Source organism: Pseudooceanicola atlanticus (assembly GCF_000768315.1).
Taxonomy (GTDB): Bacteria; Pseudomonadota; Alphaproteobacteria; order Rhodobacterales; family Rhodobacteraceae; genus Pseudooceanicola; species Pseudooceanicola atlanticus.
Map to the genome: position 1 here is coordinate 135,230 of NZ_AQQX01000001.1, position 18,621 is coordinate 153,850.

General features: G+C 65.2%; 18 protein-coding genes. 9 read left to right on the forward strand and 9 right to left on the reverse strand.

The features are described 5' to 3' along the window. Positions 1–16: 16 nt before the first annotated feature. Positions 17–1,570, reverse strand: coding sequence for a DUF2125 domain-containing protein (locus ATO9_RS00620; protein ID WP_043743711.1), 1,554 nt, complete (start codon positions 1,568–1,570; stop codon positions 17–19). A 136-nt stretch (positions 1,571–1,706) separates the two neighbouring features. On the opposite strand from ATO9_RS00620, the gene ATO9_RS00625 reads away from it, so the two are divergent. Together ATO9_RS00625 and ATO9_RS00630 are read left to right on the forward strand one after the other, a co-directional pair. Next, positions 1,707–2,462 carry an SDR family oxidoreductase gene (locus ATO9_RS00625; protein WP_043743714.1) on the forward strand — a complete coding sequence of 252 codons (756 nt, stop codon included), beginning with the start codon at positions 1,707–1,709 and terminating at the stop codon, positions 2,460–2,462. Next, positions 2,459–3,070: an enoyl-CoA hydratase/isomerase family protein gene (locus ATO9_RS00630; RefSeq protein WP_043743716.1), complete on the forward strand. Its 612-nt coding sequence runs from the start codon at positions 2,459–2,461 to the stop codon at positions 3,068–3,070. The genes ATO9_RS00625 and ATO9_RS00630 overlap by 4 nt, the downstream gene beginning before the upstream one ends. A 96-nt stretch (positions 3,071–3,166) precedes the next feature. Here the strand turns inward: ATO9_RS00630 and ATO9_RS00635 are convergent, their stop codons facing one another. Continuing rightward, positions 3,167–3,466 carry a hypothetical protein gene (locus ATO9_RS00635; protein WP_043743717.1) on the reverse strand — a complete coding sequence of 100 codons (300 nt, stop codon included), beginning with the start codon at positions 3,464–3,466 and terminating at the stop codon, positions 3,167–3,169. Positions 3,467–3,564: 98 nt separating this feature from the next. On the opposite strand from ATO9_RS00635, the gene ATO9_RS00640 reads away from it, so the two are divergent. Beyond that, positions 3,565–4,749 (forward strand): TIGR03862 family flavoprotein, encoded by a 1,185-nt coding sequence (locus ATO9_RS00640; RefSeq protein WP_043743719.1) that lies wholly within the window; start codon positions 3,565–3,567, stop codon positions 4,747–4,749. On the opposite strand, the gene ATO9_RS00645 is transcribed toward ATO9_RS00640, so the two are convergent. From ATO9_RS00645 to leuS, 4 genes are all read right to left on the reverse strand, one after another. Continuing rightward, a complete protein-coding gene (locus ATO9_RS00645) occupies positions 4,710–5,306 on the reverse strand; it encodes a glutathione S-transferase family protein (protein ID WP_043743721.1) in 597 nt (198 codons plus the stop codon). The genes ATO9_RS00640 and ATO9_RS00645 overlap by 40 nt on opposite strands. 239 nt (positions 5,307–5,545) lie before the next feature. Continuing rightward, a complete protein-coding gene (gene holA, locus ATO9_RS00650; protein WP_043743723.1) occupies positions 5,546–6,571 on the reverse strand; it encodes a DNA polymerase III subunit delta in 1,026 nt (341 codons plus the stop codon). A gap of 11 nt (positions 6,572–6,582) precedes the next feature. Beyond that, positions 6,583–7,080 carry an LPS assembly lipoprotein LptE gene (gene lptE / locus ATO9_RS00655; protein ID WP_043743725.1) on the reverse strand — a complete coding sequence of 166 codons (498 nt, stop codon included), beginning with the start codon at positions 7,078–7,080 and terminating at the stop codon, positions 6,583–6,585. Next, a complete protein-coding gene (leuS, locus tag ATO9_RS00660) occupies positions 7,067–9,628 on the reverse strand; it encodes a leucine--tRNA ligase (protein WP_043743727.1) in 2,562 nt (853 codons plus the stop codon). Before leuS ends, lptE begins: the two co-directional genes overlap by 14 nt. Before the next feature lie 142 nt (positions 9,629–9,770). Here leuS and ATO9_RS00665 point away from each other — a divergent pair, with 142 nt between their 5' ends. Then, positions 9,771–11,015 (forward strand): glycosyltransferase, encoded by a 1,245-nt coding sequence (locus tag ATO9_RS00665; protein ID WP_043743728.1) that lies wholly within the window; start codon positions 9,771–9,773, stop codon positions 11,013–11,015. A gap of 57 nt (positions 11,016–11,072) precedes the next feature. Here ATO9_RS00665 and ATO9_RS00670 read toward each other — a convergent pair whose 3' ends face one another. After that, positions 11,073–11,570 (reverse strand): DUF3576 domain-containing protein, encoded by a 498-nt coding sequence (locus tag ATO9_RS00670; RefSeq protein WP_043745380.1) that lies wholly within the window; start codon positions 11,568–11,570, stop codon positions 11,073–11,075. Positions 11,571–11,898: 328 nt separating this feature from the next. Between ATO9_RS00670 and ATO9_RS00675 the strand changes: the two genes are divergently transcribed. The 3 genes from ATO9_RS00675 to thpD all read left to right on the forward strand — a co-directional run bounded on the left by ATO9_RS00675 (position 11,899) and on the right by thpD (position 14,796). Then, positions 11,899–12,819, forward strand: coding sequence for a porin (locus tag ATO9_RS00675; protein ID WP_043743730.1), 921 nt, complete (start codon positions 11,899–11,901; stop codon positions 12,817–12,819). A 131-nt stretch (positions 12,820–12,950) separates the two neighbouring features. Continuing rightward, positions 12,951–13,598: a YggS family pyridoxal phosphate-dependent enzyme gene (locus ATO9_RS00680; RefSeq protein WP_043743731.1), complete on the forward strand. Its 648-nt coding sequence runs from the start codon at positions 12,951–12,953 to the stop codon at positions 13,596–13,598. Positions 13,599–13,854: 256 nt separating this feature from the next. Beyond that, positions 13,855–14,796, forward strand: coding sequence for an ectoine hydroxylase (thpD, locus tag ATO9_RS00685; RefSeq protein ID WP_052418012.1), 942 nt, complete (start codon positions 13,855–13,857; stop codon positions 14,794–14,796). A gap of 38 nt (positions 14,797–14,834) precedes the next feature. Here the strand turns inward: thpD and ATO9_RS00690 are convergent, their stop codons facing one another. Together ATO9_RS00690 and ribA are read right to left on the reverse strand one after the other, a co-directional pair. Then, complete coding sequence (locus ATO9_RS00690) at positions 14,835–15,314, reverse strand: L,D-transpeptidase family protein (RefSeq protein ID WP_043743736.1); 480 nt, start codon at positions 15,312–15,314, stop codon at positions 14,835–14,837. Further along, positions 15,311–16,387, reverse strand: a complete 1,077-nt coding sequence (gene ribA / locus ATO9_RS00695; protein ID WP_043743739.1) for a GTP cyclohydrolase II — start codon at positions 16,385–16,387, stop codon at positions 15,311–15,313. The genes ATO9_RS00690 and ribA overlap by 4 nt, the downstream gene beginning before the upstream one ends. A 172-nt stretch (positions 16,388–16,559) precedes the next feature. Here ribA and ATO9_RS00700 point away from each other — a divergent pair, with 172 nt between their 5' ends. Then, the gene (locus tag ATO9_RS00700) at positions 16,560–17,246 is read left to right on the forward strand and encodes a response regulator transcription factor (RefSeq protein WP_043743742.1); all 687 of its coding nucleotides are present in this window, start codon (positions 16,560–16,562) and stop codon (positions 17,244–17,246) included. Between the two features lie 484 nt (positions 17,247–17,730). Then, a complete protein-coding gene (locus ATO9_RS00705; RefSeq protein WP_043743744.1) occupies positions 17,731–18,594 on the forward strand; it encodes an EamA family transporter in 864 nt (287 codons plus the stop codon). The last annotated feature ends 27 nt before the right edge of the window (positions 18,595–18,621 follow it).

An 18,621-nucleotide genomic window follows, 5' to 3' on the forward strand; every position in this document is an offset into this window, starting at 1 on the left:
ATCAGGGGTTTGGCTGTTATTGCAGCGGGATCGGATTGCCGTTGACGGTCAGCGACCCTTCCTTGGTCAGAACGACATCCGCCGACAGGTCATCCGGGCCGGTTTCGACCTTTCCCAGCTGCTTGGCCATGCCGGAAGCCATCATCGCCGGACCCGGCGGGATCAGGCCCATCTGGGACAGTTTGTCGATCAGGCCGGTCACCCCGGTCAGCCGCAGGTTGGCGGTGCCGCCAAACGCGGGCATGTCGGAGTCGAAGATGCTTTGCGCGGAATTGTCGACGTCCAGGTCGGCATCGGCGGCGATGGTTGCGCCGGCCGCGCTGATCAGCAGCTTTTCGATGACCAGTTTCGACACTTCGCCGGGCACGCCGCCGGTCATGCCGAGCGTGCTCATCTCTTCCTCGTCCATCAGGTCGACGAAAAGCTTGCCGACACCCGACACGTCCAGTTCGGCGGTGACGGGATCATGCGGCAGGGCATTGCCCGGATCGGCCATCATCCAGACCTCGGGGGGCAGCTCCACCTCGGTCAGGGTCAGGCTCGCGCCGAAGGTCTGATCGGTGTCCGATGCCATCAGCGGCACCGAGATACCCAGCCCGAAGGCGGCCATGCCCGACCGGATCGGGAAAGGGATGTCCGACCCTTCGGCGGTGAAGTTCAGCTGGTTGACCAGGAAATCATAGGTCATCCCGGCTGCCGACATGGCGATGTCGAACGTGCCGCCCTCGGAAATCGTGGACAGCTTGAACGAGGTCTCGTCGTCCGAGAAATCCATCACCGAGTTGCCGCCGGTATAGGTCATCTGACCGTCCACCGCGTAGCCGGCCTCGATCGCGGCGACCATGTCGGTCATGTCCATGTCCGGCGGGAAGGTCCCGCTGGCCGTCGAGGTGATGCCACGGCTTTCACCGATCCACTTGAAGAAGCCCGGCTCATCCGGTTTCGGGCTGGTCACGTCGATGTTGTAAGCCACTTTGACGATTGAGAAATCCTGCATCGCCTGGATCAACCCGGCCGAGGTCACGCGGCTTTGGCCCTCCATGCCTTCGAGGATCACCGACATCTCGCCCGGGGTCGGGAAGGTGCCGTTCTTGCCGTCGAATTCGTCCAGGCTGATGCCGATGCGGACGGAATCGAAATCGTAGGTGATGTCGTCCGGCGTGCCGGAGGCGACCATATCATAACCCTCGGCGGTCAGCGTCGCGGTGAGGGTGAAATCCTCTCCGTTGAAGCCGTCGCCGACCACGGTCATGGTCGAGCTTTCAGGCACCTCGATGGCGACGGTTCCATCGCCGCGTTCGGTCATGGCGACGTTTTCCATCGTCAGGGTCAGGATGCCGCCGGTCATGTCGGCATCGGGATCGGCGGGAATCTCCATGGACATGGAGAACTCGGGCCAGAACAGGTTGTCGCCCTGCATCTCGGGCTCCGAAAGGGACTGGTAGCCGAAGGCATCGGCGTATTGCGTCCATTGTGCGAACACGTCGGACGGGGTGACATCGGCCAGGGCCGGACCCGACATCGCGGCGATTATTGCCCCGGTCGCAAGGGGTTGAAACAATTTCGACATCTACAATGATCCTCATGAGTCAAGTATTGCGCACAGGATCCGGGGTAGAGTTCCGCCCGTCAAGTCATGGGAAGCTTTACCTTGACATCGGCGAAGGATTACCAACGGCACAACCATCGAACCGAAAGGACAGGCGATGACGGATTTGACCGGAAAAGTGGCCATGATTACTGGCGCGAGCCGCGGCATCGGTGCCGCTGCGGCCCATGTCTTTGCCGAAGCGGGGGCCAAGGTCGTCCTGCTGGCCCGAAACGGCGAAGCGATTGCCGAACTGGCCGGAGAGATCGGCGAGAACGCGGTGGCCGTGCCCTGCGACATCTCCCGCTACTGGGAGGTCCAGGCTGCCGTGAATGCCGCTCTGGAGGCCTTCGGACAGCTGGACATCCTGATCGGGAATGCCGGGATCCTGCAGCCGATCACCCATCTCGTGGATGCCGATCCGGATGAGTGGGGTCAGGTAATCGACGTCAATATCAAGGGCGTTTTCAATGGCTTCCGTGCTGCGATGCCGGTGATGATGGCCGGGGGCGGCGGCACGATCATCACCGTTTCCTCAGGCGCCGCGCATAGCCCGCTGGAAGGCTGGAGCGCCTATTGCACCTCCAAGGCCGGGGCGGCGATGCTGACCCGCGCCGCGCACCTGGAAGCCGCCGACAAGGGCATGCGGATCATGGGCCTGTCGCCGGGCACCGTGGCCACCCAGATGCAGCGCGACATCAAGGCCAGCGGCGTCAACCCGGTGAGCGAGCTGAACTGGGAAGACCACATTCCCCCCGAATGGCCCGCCCGCGCCCTGCTGTGGATGTGTGGACCCGAGGCGGATGGCCACCTGGGCGAAGAGATCTCGCTGCGTGACGAAGGGGTGCGCCGCCGGATCGGGGTCATCAAATGATCGAGATCGCGCGCGAGGACGCGCTGACGATCATCACCATCGACCGCCAGGACAAGGCCAATTCCCTGACCGGAGAGATGCTGTCGGACCTGGCCGAAGCCTTTGAAAACGCGAAAGACTCTCGCGCGATCATCCTGACGGGACGGGGCAAGGTGTTCTCTGCCGGAGCCGATCTGGAGGAAGCGCGGGCGGGGCTTGCGACCTCTCCGCTCTGGGAACGGTTGTCGGGGGCGGTGGCCGCCGCGCCGGGTCTGACCATCGCCGCGCTGAACGGCACGCTGGCCGGGGGCGCCATGGGCATGGCGCTGGCCTGCGACATCCGCCTGGCCGTGCCGGGGGCGAAATTCTTCTACCCCGTGATGAAGCTGGGCTATCTGCCGCAACCCTCCGATCCGGGGCGGATGGCGGCGTTGATCGGGCCGGCGCGGACCAAGATGATCCTGATGGGCGGCCAGAAGATCCCCGCCGAAGAGGCGCTGACCTACGGGCTCGTCGACCGCATCGTCGACCCGGCGGATCTGCTGGAAACGGCGCGCGGGATCTGCGCCGACACGCTGGCCGCCAAGCCCGAGATCGCCGCCGGAATCAAGGCCATGTGCCAAGGTTGAAACGGGCCTGAAATTAGGGCCGAAACGGGCATCGGTATCACGTCGGTATGACGTCGGTATTGCGTCGGTGCGATATCGGTTCGCGCCGCCCCGCCCCTAGCGCCGCTTGCGCCGCCCGCCCGGTGTCTTGGAATGGAACCCGGGCGGGCGCTTTGCCACCCAGGCAAAGAATTTCGCCAGCCGCGGATGCGCCCTCAGCTTCTCGGGCGTGTCGTAATCGCGGGCCAGCTCGGCCTCGGTCAGGGTGGCGTGGATCTCGTTGTGACAGATCTGGTGCACCCGGATGACCGGCCCGCCCTTGCCACCCTTCAGCTTGGGAACGAGGTGATGCAACGAGGATTTCGCCGTCTCGGGGATCGGGCGCAGGCAGAGGGGGCAGATCGGGTCGTCGCTCATCGTTTGGGCCTTGGCTGGATCGACAGGGTGGCAGAGCGGATCGCCCTTGTCATTCCCCCCGCCGCATCGCAGGTAGAGCGAAACGGGAAGGCGACGACGTGGCAACAGGATTGGTGATCGGGGGCGGACCGGCAGGTCTGATGGCGGCAGAGGCCATGGCCCGCGCCGGCCTGTCCGTCACCGTGGCCGAAGCCCGTCCCAGCCTGGCGCGCAAGTTCCTGATGGCGGGCAAGTCGGGGCTAAACCTCACCAAGGACGAAGAGCTCCAACCTTTCCTGGCTGCCTACGAAGACGCCGCCCTCGCCCTGCGCCCGATGCTTGAGGCGTTCGGCCCGGCGCAGGTCCGCGCCTGGGCCGAGGAGCTGGGACAGCCGCTTTTCACCGGGACCACCGGTCGGGTCTTTCCGCAGGCGATGAAAGCCTCGCCCCTGTTGCGCGCCTGGCTGCGGCGGCTGGGGGACATGGGCGTTGAAACCCGGACCCGCTGGCGCTGGACCGGATGGGACGGGGCGGATGCCATGTTTGACACGGCCGATGGTCCGCAGCGCGTCGCGGCGGATGTCACCGTGATGGCCATGGGCGGGGCCAGCTGGGCGCGTCTGGGGTCTGACGGGGTATGGGCCCGGCAATTCGGGGACCGGGTCGCGCCGTTCCGGCCCGCCAATGTCGGCCTGTCGGTTCATTGGTCGGAGAAGATGGAGCCGCAATTCGGCGCGCCGCTGAAGGCCATTGCGCTTACCGCGGGCGACCTGCAGAGCCGGGGCGAATGCGTCATCACCGGCAAGGGGCTGGAAGGGGCGGGCATTTATGCGCTGTCCCGTGCCCTGCGCGATGGCGCGCCGCTGGTCATGGACCTGGCCCCGGACATCCCGCTGGACCGGCTGCGCGCAAAGCTGTCGCGGCGGCGGCGCGGCGACAGCCTGGCCTCGCACCTGCGGCGCAACCTGCGGCTGGACCCGGCGAAACGGTCACTGTTGATGGAATTCGGCCGGCCCTTGCCCGATGACCTGGCCCCGCTGCTCAAGGCGCTGCCGATCCGGCACCAGGGGGTGCTGCCGATGGACCAGGCGATTTCCACCGCCGGTGGGCTGCGCTTCGACGCGGTTGAGCCGTCGCTGATGCTGCGCGATCGCCCCGGCACCTTTGCGGTCGGAGAGATGCTGGACTGGGAGGCGCCGACGGGCGGCTACCTTCTGACAGCCTGCCTGGCGACCGGCCTGTGGGCCGGCCGCGCGGCTGCCGATTACGCGGCTTCCTTTTCCGACGCGACAGCGCGCGAATAGGCGTCGCGGGCGCCCATCCGCTTCATGTAATCAACCATCGCATCGCTGACAGGGAATTTCGCGCCGCGGCCCCAGCCCAGAGTATGGGTCAGCAGGATATCGGTGATCGTCATCTCGTCGCCCATGACGAAGGGGCCCTGGAACCGGGCTTCGATCCCTTTCAGGTTCCGCTCCCATTCCCATTTGGCGGTGTCCTTGACGCCCGCGACGCGGCGCTCTTCGGGCAGAATGAAGCCGTGGCGGGTGGCGGACCAGATGATCGATTCGAGGTCATCGAGAACCTGGAAGGTCACGGCATCCTGCTTGGCCCGCGCGATGGTGCCGGCGGGCGCGGTCAGCTTGCCGTGCTTGTCGGCGAGGTAGGTCAGGATCGCGGCGCTGTCGGAAATCGCTTCGCCATCCTCCACCAGCACCGGCATCTTGCCGATCGGGGTGTATTTCAGGATTTCCGGCGTGTGCTGCTTGGCCCGGATGCGGTCATAGGCCTCTCCGATCTCCTCCAGCATCCAGATGACGCGGAACGTGCGATTCTGCGCGGCGCCGATGACGGTGTACATGATGTGTCCTCCCTTTTTCTGGACGGAGCAGACAGGATGAGAGGGGAAAAATCCACGTGGTTTTTCCTGACCCTGCGTCACGAGGGCTGAGGGGCCGCGCCGCCTCCGGCGGGAGTATTTTGGCAAGGTGAAGCTGGGGGTTGGCGCGCCATCCCAGGGGGCGCGCGCGGTGGAGAGGGGCGCGATCCCCTGCTTCATCTTGCCATAAATACTCAAAATGCCGACGGGCGCGGCCTGGATCAGCGGCGGGCCATCATGGCGAGCCGGATCAGCGTGCGTTCCACCAGGGCCATCTGCGGCGCGGTCTGGGCGGCGGAGCGCAGGGCGAGGTCGGTTTCGGTGATCGCGGTCAGCGCGTCCTGAAGTTTCGGCGCGCCCCAGTTCTGGGCCTGGCGCAGCACCAGGTCGCGGCGCGGTCCGAAGATCGGGGGGCGGACGCGGCCGATGCCTTCGGCCGGGCCGCCGGGTGCTGCGGCGACGGCGTAGAGGGTGCGGAAGTGGCGCATCATCCCGATGCAGAGCGAGACCGGCTGCACCCCCTGGGCGCGCAGGCGCTGCATTAGGGGGCCGATTTCGCCGGTCTTGGCCTCGGCCACGATATCGAGCATCTCGTCGATCTCGGCCTCGGTCGTGGCGGGGGCGACGGCGGCGATGTCCTCGGGGATGACCGGCGATTCGTCGCCATGCTTGTAGAGGACCAGCTTTTCCAGCGTCTGGCGGAAATCGCCGGGATCGAGCGCCATGGCCAGCGTCGACAGATCGCGCAGTGACTCTTGCGGCAGATTGCGCAGGCCAGCGCGGGACAGTTCGGCCTCGATCTCGGCCCGGGTGGGCGGGTTGTCGTAGATCGCGGCCGCATAGGCGTTCTTGTGACCTTCGAAGAACTTGCGCAGTTTCGAGGTCGGTTTCAGCTGGCCGGCGGTGATGACCACCTGCGCGTCACCCGGCTGCCAGTCTTCCAGCGCGGGCAGGATGGCGGGGGCCTGCGCTTCGGTTGCGTCCTCGACAAAGACGACGCGGGGGCCGGGGAAGAAGCCCACGGCCTTGATCGCGTCGGACAGCATGGCGGGGTCGCGGCGGATTTCGGCGGCGGGCATGCGGGACAGGCGCATTTCCTCTTCGCCCTTGGGACCGACAAGCGCGGCGATGACCTCCTGCCGTTTCAGGGCGATGCGCATCCCGTCGGCGCCGTAGATCAGCAGGCCGGTCTTGTCCGGGTCGGGTCGGGCGAAATAGCCGGAAGCGTCGCGGGCGTTGAGTTTCATCCCCGCGCCCCTCAGGCCGAGGGCGCGGCGGCGATCAGGCGGGTGACGATGTCATCGGCCAGGATCGTGGTCAGCCGTTCCTGCGCGGTGCGCCGGGCGGCCCGCGTCGCCACGGTGGAGCCGGTGGCAGAATAGCCCGCGAAGTTTTCCACCGACCCTTCGGTGATCACCCGGCCGTCCAGCGTTTCCAGCTTGTAGGTGGCGGTGCCGACCAGGTTGAACCGGCGGGTGATGTTGTTGGCGGTGATCGCGATCCGTTCCTCGGAAAGCGCCAGGTCGTAGGAGAGCCGGTAATCGGGCGTGTCCGTCCGGCCCAGGCGATCCTCCAGGTGGCGGGTCATGAGGTAGGTTTCGGTGGTCGAGGGTTCCGAGACCTCGACCCGGTCGGTCAGGCGCGACGCGCCGCCCGCCGGCCCGTAGGCCGGGGTGAAGCCGCAGGCCGACAGGGCGACCGCGACCGGGGTCGCGGCCAGCCAGGCCAGGGCTTTGCGTCGGTTACATGACGACATTCACGATCCGTCCGGGGACAACGATGACCTTCTTGGGCTGGGCCCCGTCCAGCGTCCTTTGCACAGCATCGTTGGCCAGGGCGAGTTTTTCAACCTCGGCCTTGTCCATGTCCTTGGGCACCTCGATTTCGCCGCGGCGCTTGCCGTTGATCTGGATCGGCATGGTGACCGTATCCTCGACCAGCATCGCCTCGTCCGCGACGGGCCAGGGGGCCTGCGCGATGAGGCCTTCGCCGCCGAGCGTCTGCCAGATCTCTTCGGCGAGGTGCGGGGTCATGGGCGACATCAGCTGCGCCAGCGTCTTCAGCGCCTCGCGCTTGGCCTCTGCCCCCGCCCTGGATTTGGCGATGGTGTTGGTGAAGCCGTAGAGCTTGGCGATGGAGGCGTTGAACCCGAAGCTTTCGACGCCGCCGGTCACGTCATGGATGGCCTTGTGCATCTCGCGCAGGAGCTGCTGGTCGGCCTCTGCATTCGCGGGGGCGTCGTCCAGTTCGGCGGCGAGGCGATAGACCCGGGCCAGGTGTTTCGAGGCGGCCTCGGCCCCGGCGGCGGTCCATTCCACGTCACGCTCCGGCGGGCTGTCGGACAGGACGAACCAGCGGGCGGTATCGGCGCCGTATTGCTGGATGATCTGGACCGGGTCGACCACGTTGTTCTTGGATTTCGACATCTTGGCGGAGGGGATGATCTCGACCTCGGTGCCGTCCTTGAGGAAGCCCTTGCCGTCGCGCAGCTCCACGTCCTCGGGGTAATGGTAGACGGGGCGGCCATTGCCGTCTTTGGTCTGGAAGATCGCGTGGGTCACCATGCCCTGGGTGAAGAGCGCGTCGAAGGGTTCCTTCGCGGTTTCGGGCAGGTGGCCGCAGATGTTCATCGCACGGGCAAAGAAGCGGGCATAGAGCAGGTGCAGGATCGCGTGTTCGATGCCGCCGATATATTGGTCCACGTTCATCCAGTATTCCGCGTCGGCCATGTTGGTCGGCGTGTCGGCGCGGGGGGCGGTGAAGCGGGCGAAATACCACGACGAATCGACGAAGGTATCCATCGTGTCGGTTTCGCGTTTCGCGGGCGCGCCGCAGGACGGGCAGTCGCAGTCGCGCCAGGTCGGGTGACGGTCCAGCGGGTTGCCGGGGATGGAGAAGTCGATCGGCTTGTCGCCCTCGTCATAGGGCAGCTGGATCGGCAGGTTTTCCTTCTTCTCGGGGACCACGCCGCAGGTTTCGCAATGCACGACGGGAATCGGGCAGCCCCAGTAGCGCTGACGCGAGAGGCCCCAGTCGCGCAGGCGGAACTTGGTCACGCCCTGGCCGACGCCGTTCTGTTCGCAGAAGTCCACGGCGGCATCCACGGCCTCGTTGCCGGTCTGGATTTCCTCGCCGGCGAAGCTCTTGATGTAGCGGACCTTCTCGGTCTTGGCAGGGACGAAGGCGCCATCGGGATATTCCCCTTCGACGGGTTCGAAGGTGGGGATGATGTCCAGCCCGTACTTGGTCGCGAATTCATGGTCGCGCTCGTCATGGGCGGGGCAGCCGAAGATCGCGCCGGTGCCGTAATCCATCAGGATGAAATTGGCGATGTAGACGGGCAGTTCCCAGGCCGTGTCGAAGGGGTGACGGACCTTGAGGCCGGTGTCGAAGCCCATCTTCTCGGCTTTTTCGATCGCCTCTTCGGTGGTGCCGCCCTGGCGGGCCTTTTCGCAGAAGGCGGCGACGTCCGGATTGTCGCGCTCAAGCTCTTTCGCGAGCGGGTGATCGGGGGAGATGCCGACGAAGGAGGCGCCCATCAGCGTGTCGGGGCGGGTCGTGTAGACCTCGACCCGGTCATGGCCGTGGGGGGCGTCGACGAGCGAGAAGGAGAATTGCAGCCCGCGCGACTTGCCGATCCAGTTGGCCTGCATGGTCTTCACCTTGGCGGGCCAGTTGTCGAGCGTGTCGAGCGCGGAGAGCAATTCGTCCGAGAAATCGGAGATCTTGAAGAACCACTGGGTCAGTTCGCGCCGTTCCACCAGCGCGCCGGAACGCCAGCCGCGCCCGTCCTCGACCTGTTCGTTGGCCAGCACGGTCATGTCGACCGGGTCCCAGTTCACGACGGCGTTCTTGCGGTAGACGAGGCCCTTTTCCAGGAAGTCGAGGAAAAGCGCCTGCTGCTGGCCGTAATATTCCGGGTCGCAGGTGGCGAACATGCGCGACCAGTCGAGGCCGAAGCCAAGCGGCTTCATCTGTTCGACCATCGTGTCGATGTTGGAATAGGTCCAGTCCTTGGGGTGGCCGCCATTGGCCATCGCGGCGTTTTCCGCCGGCATCCCGAACGCGTCAAAGCCCATCGGGTGCAGCACGTTATGGCCCGTCGCGATCTTGTAGCGCGCGATCACGTCGCCCATCGTGTAGTTGCGGACATGGCCGATATGGATGCGTCCCGACGGGTAGGGGAACATCTCGAGCACATAATACTTGGGCTTGTCCTCGGCGCGTTCGGCGCGGAACACCTTGGCCTCGTCCCAGGCCTTTTGCCATTTCGGTTCGATCTCAGCGGCTTGATAGCGCGACAACGGCCTGTCCTCTTGCTGGGTCATGCATCCGCAGGGGTGATATGCGCGCCGCGCCCGAGGGTCCAGTGCTTTGCGGTAAAGGTGTCCTTTTCGGGACCGGCCTGCCTGTGTAAGGTGCCGAAAATTTCTTAGGGCTGCAGGCATGAACATTCTATTCATTCATCAGAATTTTCCCGGGCAATTCAAACATCTGGCAGCCGTTCTGGCGGGCCAGGGACACCGGGTCACGGCCCTGACCCTGCGCGTGAAGGAGCGCGTGAACTGGAAGGGTGTCGACGTGGTCCCCTACGGCATCCTGCGCAAGACGGAACAGAAGATGCATCCCTGGCTGCTGGATCTGGACAGCAAGGTGACGCGGGCCGAATCCTGCTATGTCGCGGCGCGCAAGATGCGCGACCAGGGCTACAAGCCCGACCTGATCATCGCCCATCACGGCTGGGGCGAGGCGATGTTCCTGCGCGATGTCTGGCCCGAGGCGCGGATGGGGCTGTATTGCGAGCTGTATCACCTGAGCGAATACCCGCATCTGACCTTCGACCCTGAATTCCCACCGCGTGACGCAGAGATGGACCCGCTGCGCATCCGGTTGAAGAACATCAACAACCATTTGCATTTCGACATCGCCCATGCGGGCCTGAGCCCGACGAAATTCCAGGCCGATACCTTTCCGGACGTGTTCCGCGACAAGATCAGCGTGATTCACGATGGAATCGATACCCAGGCGCTGACCAAGAACGAAGGCGCGACCTACAAACTGGAAGACGGCCGGGTGCTGACCCGCGATGACGAGGTGGTGACGTTCGTGAACCGCAACCTCGAACCCTATCGCGGCTACCACATCTTCATGCGGGCGCTGCCGCGCCTGTTGCGGGAGCGGCCCAATGCGCAGGTGCTGGTGGTCGGCGGCGACTCGGTCAGCTATGGCGCGCGGCCGCCGCAGGGCAAGACGTGGAAACAGATCTACATCGACGAGGTGCGCGACCAGATCCCCGACGAGGATTGGGCACGGGTTCATTTCCTCGGGCGGATTCCCTATGACAGCTTCGTGTCGCTGTTGCAGGTGTCCCGCGTCCACCTCTACCTGACCTACCCCTTCGTGCTGAGCTGGTCGCTGTTCGAGGCGATGTCCTGCGAGGCGGCGATCGTGGCCTCCTCGACCCTGCCGGTGCAGGAAGCGCTGGAACATGACCACAATGCCCGGCTGGTCGATTTCTTCGACGGGGACGCGATGGTCGACCAAGCGATCGAGCTGCTGGAGGACGAGGCCGCGCGGGCGCGCCTTGGCAAGACCGCACGGGAGCTGATGGTGGAGACCTACGACCTGCGATCGCATTGCCTGCCGAAGCAGCTGGAATGGATGCAGGCGCTTTCAGAGATGCCCGCCTGAGGGCATCCCTGACGCGTAGGATTTCACGAAGACCTGTTAAATCAGGGTGTTATCGGATCAGAAGTTCCGGTCCGCGGAGCGCAGCTGACGCGCGCGGGTCAGGATCGCGTCTTCGACGGCGCGCTGGGTGCCGGCGGCGACGGCGCGGCCACCGCGGGTCTGCAACGACACGTTCAGTGACCGGGCGTCCAGCGCGGGATCGTTGATCAGCACGGTGGCGCGATAGGCGCGACCGCCGCCCGGGGGCGTGCCGTAGCCGGTGATGATGACGCCGGTGAAGGGATCGACGGACTGGATCGGCAGGAAGTCGAGCGTCTGCAGCGACGCGTTCCACAGGTAGCGGTTCACGCCGACCTTGCGGCCATCGTCGCGACGCATCAGGGCTTCCCACAGGGTGGTGCCGGTCCGGCCACGTTCCTCGCGCAGGCGCTTGTCGGTGATTTCGGCAGAGGTGCCGGGCGCGGTGCCCTGGAAACCGCCGAATCTGCCGCAATCCGCAAGCGCCAGAATCGAGACGAGCAGGAGTGCGATCCGTACAGGGGCCTTGAGAGTCATCATGTCGGTTCCAATTGCGTCGATCTCAGCCGTTCCTAATCAAGCCTTACCCTTTGCACAAGATTTATCGGGGAAAGTCGCGGCCCGGCGGGCTTTTCCGCTCTGTATTACAGGCGTTGCGCGCTATGGTGAAATTTACGCGAAGCCCGCGGGTGCCGGAGCTGGAAACAGCAAGCTGGCGAAACTGTGGCAAAGCTGCACCATTTGTTGGTCGAAACTCGACCGGGGGTCTGCGACCCTTGCAAAGAGACCCCCAAAAGAGCGAAACGACTTTCATACCCAGACGGGCAACCGGGCTGGGCTGACTTGTGAAATCGAGGGAAAACCTATGAAAAAGATTCTCTTCGCGACGACGGCACTGGTTGCCACCGCAGGCGTCGCTGCTGCTGACGTGTCCGTTTCCGGTCGTGCCGGCTTCGGTGTCATCCACACCAAAGCTGGTGCAGCTCCGGCCGTCACCAACCTGATCAACAACTTCGACCTGTACTTCACCGGTTCGACCGAAACCGACGGCGGCGTGTCCCTGTCGGCCACCGTCGAAATGGAAGGCATGGGCGGCGCAGTTTCCGCGTTCTCCAGCGGTAACGCCATCCTGGGCAACAACAACTACGCCAAATCCGTTGCTGTTGCACCGACCACCGTGTTCGCTGCTTCCGCTGGCGCACTGTCCTTCACCTTCGGCAACACCGATGGCGCGTTTGACCGCTCCATGACCGAAGTTCATCGTATCGCCGGCATCGGCTACGAAAACTGGACCATGGACAGCTTCATCGACAACAACGATGGCGGCAACATCGCTCGCTTCGAGTACGCTGCTGGCGGCGTCACCGCATCGCTGTCCTACGCTGGCCTCGACCAGTCCACCGGCATCGGCGTCAAGTACACCGGCGACCTGGGCGCAGCTAACGTCACCGTTGGTGCAGCTTACGAAAACCAGGCAGGCCCGAACAACGAGTACTGGGGTATCTCCGGTCGCGCAGCATTTGGCGCATTCTCGGTTGGCGCAGGCTACGCAGACGGCACCACCGGTGCTCCGTTCAACGACACCTGGAACATCTCCGCTGGCTACTCCGCCAACGGCGTGATGATCGCAGCCATGTACGGCGACTCCGGCGTTGCAAACACCGAGATGTGGAACCTGATGGGTACCTACGATCTGGGCGGCGGCGCATCGGTTTTCGCTCAGTACGGCGAGCGCCAGTCCGGCACCAACAAAATCGCCTCCATGGGCGTCGCATTCTCCTTCTAAGTTCTACACTTAGATCGGATTGTGGATGGGCAGGTCTTCGGACCTGCCCATTTCCGTTTCGGGGCCCTCATTTCTTGCGGGGCCCCATTTCGATTCTGGATCTCCGCCGCGGAACGTGGAAATGAAGGGACATGTCCCTGCATGAGATCACCACCCGTATCACCAAGGCCGCGGAAGAGGCGGGGCGCGACCCGTCCGACGTGACGCTGATCGCCGTGTCCAAGATGCAGCCCGACGACCGCGTGCGCGCTGTCCTGGAAGAGGGGCACCGCGTGTTCGGCGAGAACCGGGTACAGGAGGCCGCCGGCAAATGGCCCGGCTTCCGCGAAGAGTTCGACGGCATCGACCTGCACATCATCGGACCGCTGCAAAGCAACAAGGTGCGCCAGGCGATGGAACTGGCCGATGCGATCCATTCCGTGGACCGGCCCAAGATCGCCACCACCATCGCCCGGATCGCCGACGAGATCGGGTCCTGCCCCGACCTGTTCATCCAGGTGAATACCGGGGAAGAGCCGCAGAAGGCCGGGATCCTGCCCGGCGACGCGGATGCCTTTGTCGCGCAGGTGCGCGAGCTGGGCCTGCCGCTGAAGGGGCTGATGTGCATTCCCCCGGTCGAGGAGACCCCGTCGTTGCATTTCGCCCTGCTGGCCAAGATCGCCGAGCGCAACGGGCTGGCGGGCCTGTCCATGGGCATGTCGGGCGATTTCGAACAGGCCGTGGCGCTTGGAGCGACTCACGTGCGGGTCGGATCGGCCATTTTCGGCGCGCGGGACTGACCCGGCCCGCCCTCCGTGCATGGCCCCGGCGGAGCGCTTGAAAGCGTCGCCTCCGGCGGGAGTATTTCTGGCAAGATGAAGCCTGGATCGGCGCGGGCGGCAATGTCGCGCCGGGCTGTGAACGTGCGATTCGGCGGGGCCTGTTAGCGCTGTCATTGCTGTCTTGGGAACCTGTCTGCGGGGCCCCGTGTTGTGCGGTCGGCCCATGAGGACGGGTCGAAAAAACTAGTATATTCAAAGACAAGAGGAGGACGTCATGAACGTTCACAGTCCACGTATCCCTGTGGCTGACGCTGACCTGTACCCGACGCGACTGCCCGATGGCGAAGCCGTGATCGACCGGCCCGACCCGGTGCTGTGGTCCGATTGGAGCGAAGACGCGCCGATCAGCCGCGACGATGCCGAGCATTACCGCGACAAGGGCTACCTGGTGCGCCGCGACATCTTTGGTGCGGATGAGATCAGCGCGATGATCGAGGCCAGCCAGGACCTGCGCGACCATGGCCAGGCGATCCGGGCCGAAGACCTGGTGACCGAGCCCGAGTCGGATGCGGTGCGCACGATCTTCCGTCTCGATGAGCATTCGGCGCTTTTCGACCGCGTATCCCGTGACGAGAGGATGGCCGGGGTCGCATCCTTTCTTCTGGGGGATGACGTGTACCTTCACCAGAGCCGCCTGAATTACAAGCCGGGCTTCACCGGGAAAGAGTTCTACTGGCATTCGGATTTCGAGACCTGGCATGCGGAGGACGGCATGCCGCGGGCGCGGGCCGTGTCCGCCTCGCTTCTGCTGACCGACAATTCGTCGCTGAACGGGCCGCTGATGCTGATCCCCGGATCGCAGGGCGTGTTCGTCTGCACCGCCGGGGAAACCCCCGAGGCGAACCACGAAACCAGCCTGAAGCGGCAGGAGGTCGGCGTGCCGTCTCCGGACATCCTGACGGAACTGGCCGCGAAGGCGGGCGTGGATCACGTGGCGGGGCCTGCGGGCACGGTGATCTTCTTCGATTGCAACACGCTGCACGGGTCGAACGGGAACATCACCCCGGATCCGCGGTCGAACGCCTTCTTCGTCTACAACGCGGTGTCGAACGCGATCCGGTCGCCCTTTGCCGCGCCCAAGGCCCGTCCGGCCTACCTTGCGAATCGAGGGGCGCCGAAGCCGATCCGCCCGGTTTCGGGTCGCATCGGCGGGTGATGTCGCGGCCCCGTGGCAGGCCGGCTCCCGGATCGGGATCAGATCAGGATCGGCGTGCCCGGGGCGGCGCGTTCCGCCAGCCAGCGGATATCGGGGCGCGCGAAAGCCAGGCACCCTTCGGTCGGATAGCCGGGGCGGCGCCATTGATGCAGGAAGATCGCGGAGCCCCGCCCGGTTTCGGCCAGCGGCCAGTTCCAGTCGGTCAGCAACACGATGTCATAGAGCGGATCGGCGCGGCGCAGCACCTCGTGGCTGGGCGCGTAGGGGGCAAGCACCATCTGATTGTAACGCGCATCGCCGGACGCATCGGACCACAGCATCCCCGGCAGGATCGGCAGCGCCCAGGGCGCAGGCGCGGAGACGCGGTCGGGCCGGTAGAGGCAGCCGGTGACGTGGTGCAGCCCGCGCGGCGTGGCGCCGTCGCCCTCGCGCTTGTCCTCGCTCAGCCCGCCGCGGCCGATGGTGCAGGGCAGGCGGCGGCCAAAGGCCAGCACGCCCTGGCGGGTCCAGCGGATCACAGCAGGTGCCCCGATTTCGCGGCCTTGGTCGCCAAGTAATGGGCATTATGCGGGTTTTCCCCGACCTTCAGAGGCACACGTTCGGTCACGGCGATGCCGGCGCGTTCCATCATCGCGATCTTGGCGGGGTTGTTGGTCAGCAGCCGGGCCGAGCTGAACCCCATCTTCTGCAACAACGCGGCGCCGAGGCGGAAATCGCGCTCGTCGTCCTCGAAGCCCAGGCGGTGGTTCGCCTCGACCGTGTCGAAGCCCTGATCCTGGAGGGAATAGGCGCGCATCTTGTTGGCAAGGCCGATGCCGCGCCCCTCCTGGTTGAGGTAGAGCAGCACGCCCGCGCCCTCTGCCCCCATCTGGGCCAGGGCGCCGCGCAGCTGCGGACCGCAATCGCATTTCAGAGACCCCAGCAGGTCGCCGGTGAAACAGGCCGAATGCAGCCGCGCCAGCACGGGTGCGTCGCGGGGCGGGCGGCCGATCTCGATCGCGTAATGCTCTTCCCCGCCATCTTCGGGGCGAAAGACATGCAGCCGCGAATTTTCGGCGGCGGCCAGCGGCACCCGGGCCGAGATTACGGGATGCAGCGGGCTGGAGGTGTCCAGCACATGGCGCGTGGGCTGGGCGTTCAGCACGGTCAGACCCTCGGGCGCGGTGGCAACGGGCAGGACCAGCGCGGCAGGCAGCAGGCGCGCCGATTTCAGGATGCGAAGGGCCAGGCGATCCAGATCGGCCGGGCCGTCGCGCAGGGCATTGAACGGGCCCTTCATCGGGGCGCGCAGGTCGTCGGCGGGATCGGCCACGGCGTTGAGCCATGTCAGGTCCGCATCGCGCGGCAGCACGATCCGGGCCAGGTCCCCGTCATAGGCGCGCGCCTTCAGTGTTTCGGCCCGGCGCGACGTGATGACCAGGTGCGGCGTGCCGCCGAGAACGGCCAGCGCGGCCATCCGCTCGGGCGACAGGGTTTCCACGGCGAGGCAGAGCAATTGCCGCGCGCCGTCGCGCAGAACCACGGGCAATCCGATACGCAGATCGGCCCGGGCGCGGGCCAGCTGTTCATTGGCGTCGGGGGTCAGGGACATGGGCTTTCCTTCCAAACGTGGCCCCCTTTTACGTCGGTGAATGCGAAAGTTGAAACAAAACCGGGGGAATGGACACGAGCGCGTGAAAGAATGGTAGCAATTCTTGTCGGAGGCCAGGGGCGGACGCATCTGTTCCCCAACCGGCGAAATGCCGCAAGAAGGAGGGCCGACGATGCCACAGTTGAAACGTATCCTGCTGGTCGATGACGATGACGACCTGCGCGAGGCGCTGAGCGAGCAATTGGTGATGACCGAGGATTTCGACGTCTTCGAGGCGGGCAGCGGCAGCTGCGCAATGCAGAAGACGAAAGAGGGCCTGTTTGACCTGGTGATCCTCGATGTGGGCCTGCCCGACACCGATGGCCGCGAGGTCTGTCGCCTGATGCGGAAACAGGGGGTGAAGGCCCCGATCCTGATGCTGACCGGCCATGACAGTGATGCCGACACGATCCTGGGCCTCGATGCGGGCGCCAACGATTACGTGCCCAAGCCGTTCAAGTTCCCGGTACTGCTGGCCCGTATCCGCGCCCAGCTGCGCCAGCACGAGCAGAGCGAGGACGCGGTGTTCCAGCTGGGACCCTATTCCTTTCGCCCGAGCATGAAGCTGCTGGTGACCGAGGATGAGAAGAAGATCCGCCTGACGGAGAAGGAAACCAACATCCTGAAATTCCTCTACCGGTCGACCGATGGCGTGGTGGCGCGTGACACGTTGCTGCACGAGGTCTGGGGCTACAATGCGGGGGTCACGACCCACACGCTGGAAACCCATATCTATCGCCTGCGCCAGAAGATCGAACCCGACCCTTCCAACGCCCGCCTGCTGGTGACGGAGAGCGGGGGATATCGCCTGGTGGCATAATTGCCACAACTTTGAGGAGATTCAAGGTAAGGAAATCCCGCCTTATTAGAGCAGCCTCCTTGTGGTATTATTTGAATACGTTCCAGATGGAACTATCCCGCGCATGTCCGGGTTTGACATGTACCTCCCTGTTGGACTTGCCCGGGCCTTTGTGCCCGGGTCTCTTTTTTTTCAGGGTCCGTTTTCCGCCCCGATCTTTCGCCAAAAGGCGCGCCTGCGGCGCATTCGATTTGATTTTGCTCGGGCCGCAAGGGCCTCGGAGGGCTCTGCCCTCCAAACCTCCCGGGATACTTGCTGGCCAGATGAATAAAGGCGCTGGTCCCCTGCTTCATCTTGCCGGAAATACTCCGGGGTAGCGCGCAAAGCGCAGCTTTGGGCGCAAGGGGCAGAGCCCCTGACACGGGCCGGTCCTGGTGCCGCCGTCAGAATGCAGTGGCGCCCGCGGGTTGCCTCGCTACTGTGCCGGCAGGACGGGAGGCATTCCTTGGATTTTTGGCTGTTCGCGATTTCCATGACCTCGGCGGTGTGTTTCGCCCTGGGCCTGGTTCTGACCACTTTCGGGCTGCGGACCCTTCCGCCGCTGGTCGGGGTCACGTTCAGCGTGCCCTCGGCCTTCCTGCTGTTTCTCGTGTTGTCGCCCTTCACCGTGGACCCGTCGGGCTTTGACTGGCGCGCGCTGGCAATCTTTGCAGCGGCCGGAGCGGTCTATCCGGCGGTCGTGTCGCTGTTGAATTTCGTCAGCAACCGGGCGATCGGGCCGAACCTGACCGGGGGACTGGGCAACCTGACCCCGGTCTTTGCCATCGGGCTGGCCGTGGTGATCCTGGGCGAAGTGCCGAGCGTGCTGCAATGGCTGGGCGTCGCGGCGATCTGTGGCGGGCTGGTGATGCTGGCGCTGGACCGGGCGCGGCGCTTTCCCACCGGGTCGCTGCTGATCCTGGCGCTGCCTCTGGCGGGCGCGTTCTTTCGCGGGCTGGTGCAGCCGGTGATCAAGATCGGGCTGGGCTTCTGGCCGTCGGCCTTTGCCGCGGCGCTGGTGGCCTACGGGGTGTCGTCGCTGGTGGTCTGGGCGGTGCGGATCGGGTCGCGCCAGCGCCTGCCCGAGGGGGCGGGCGCGGGGATCGCCTGGTTCGCGCTCCTGGGCGTGGCCAATGGCATGGCGCTTCTGCTGCTCTACATCGCGCTGGAGCGGGGCGAGGTGGTGGAGGTCGCGCCGCTGGTCGCGACCTATCCGCTGATCACCATTGCGCTGAACCGGGTGATCCATGGCGACCGGTCGATGGGGCTGGGCGGGATCGTCGGGTCCGTGCTGTCGGTGGCCGGGGTCATCGCCGTCCTGCTGGGATGACCCTTGGCCAAGACGTGGTGGGATCCT

Excerpts from the sequence above, each read along its gene's own strand:
- ATO9_RS00645 (WP_043743721.1), bottom strand. The coding sequence starts at position 5,306 with ATGTACACCGTCATCGGCGCCGCGCAGAATCGCACGTTCCGCGTCATC.
- ATO9_RS00620 (WP_043743711.1), bottom strand. The coding sequence starts at position 1,570 with ATGTCGAAATTGTTTCAACCCCTTGCGACCGGGGCAATAATCGCCGCG.
- ATO9_RS00675 (WP_043743730.1), top strand. The coding sequence starts at position 11,899 with ATGAAAAAGATTCTCTTCGCGACGACGGCACTGGTTGCCACCGCAGGC.
- holA (WP_043743723.1), bottom strand. The coding sequence starts at position 6,571 with ATGAAACTCAACGCCCGCGACGCTTCCGGCTATTTCGCCCGACCCGAC.
- ATO9_RS00700 (WP_043743742.1), top strand. The coding sequence starts at position 16,560 with ATGCCACAGTTGAAACGTATCCTGCTGGTCGATGACGATGACGACCTG.
- ATO9_RS00680 (WP_043743731.1), top strand. The coding sequence starts at position 12,951 with ATGTCCCTGCATGAGATCACCACCCGTATCACCAAGGCCGCGGAAGAG.
- ATO9_RS00670 (WP_043745380.1), bottom strand. The coding sequence starts at position 11,570 with ATGACTCTCAAGGCCCCTGTACGGATCGCACTCCTGCTCGTCTCGATT.
- ATO9_RS00665 (WP_043743728.1), top strand. The coding sequence starts at position 9,771 with ATGAACATTCTATTCATTCATCAGAATTTTCCCGGGCAATTCAAACAT.
- ATO9_RS00630 (WP_043743716.1), top strand. The coding sequence starts at position 2,459 with ATGATCGAGATCGCGCGCGAGGACGCGCTGACGATCATCACCATCGAC.
- lptE (WP_043743725.1), bottom strand. The coding sequence starts at position 7,080 with ATGTCGTCATGTAACCGACGCAAAGCCCTGGCCTGGCTGGCCGCGACC.
- ATO9_RS00625 (WP_043743714.1), top strand. The coding sequence starts at position 1,707 with ATGACGGATTTGACCGGAAAAGTGGCCATGATTACTGGCGCGAGCCGC.
- thpD (WP_052418012.1), top strand. The coding sequence starts at position 13,855 with ATGAACGTTCACAGTCCACGTATCCCTGTGGCTGACGCTGACCTGTAC.
- ribA (WP_043743739.1), bottom strand. The coding sequence starts at position 16,387 with ATGTCCCTGACCCCCGACGCCAATGAACAGCTGGCCCGCGCCCGGGCC.
- ATO9_RS00635 (WP_043743717.1), bottom strand. The coding sequence starts at position 3,466 with ATGAGCGACGACCCGATCTGCCCCCTCTGCCTGCGCCCGATCCCCGAG.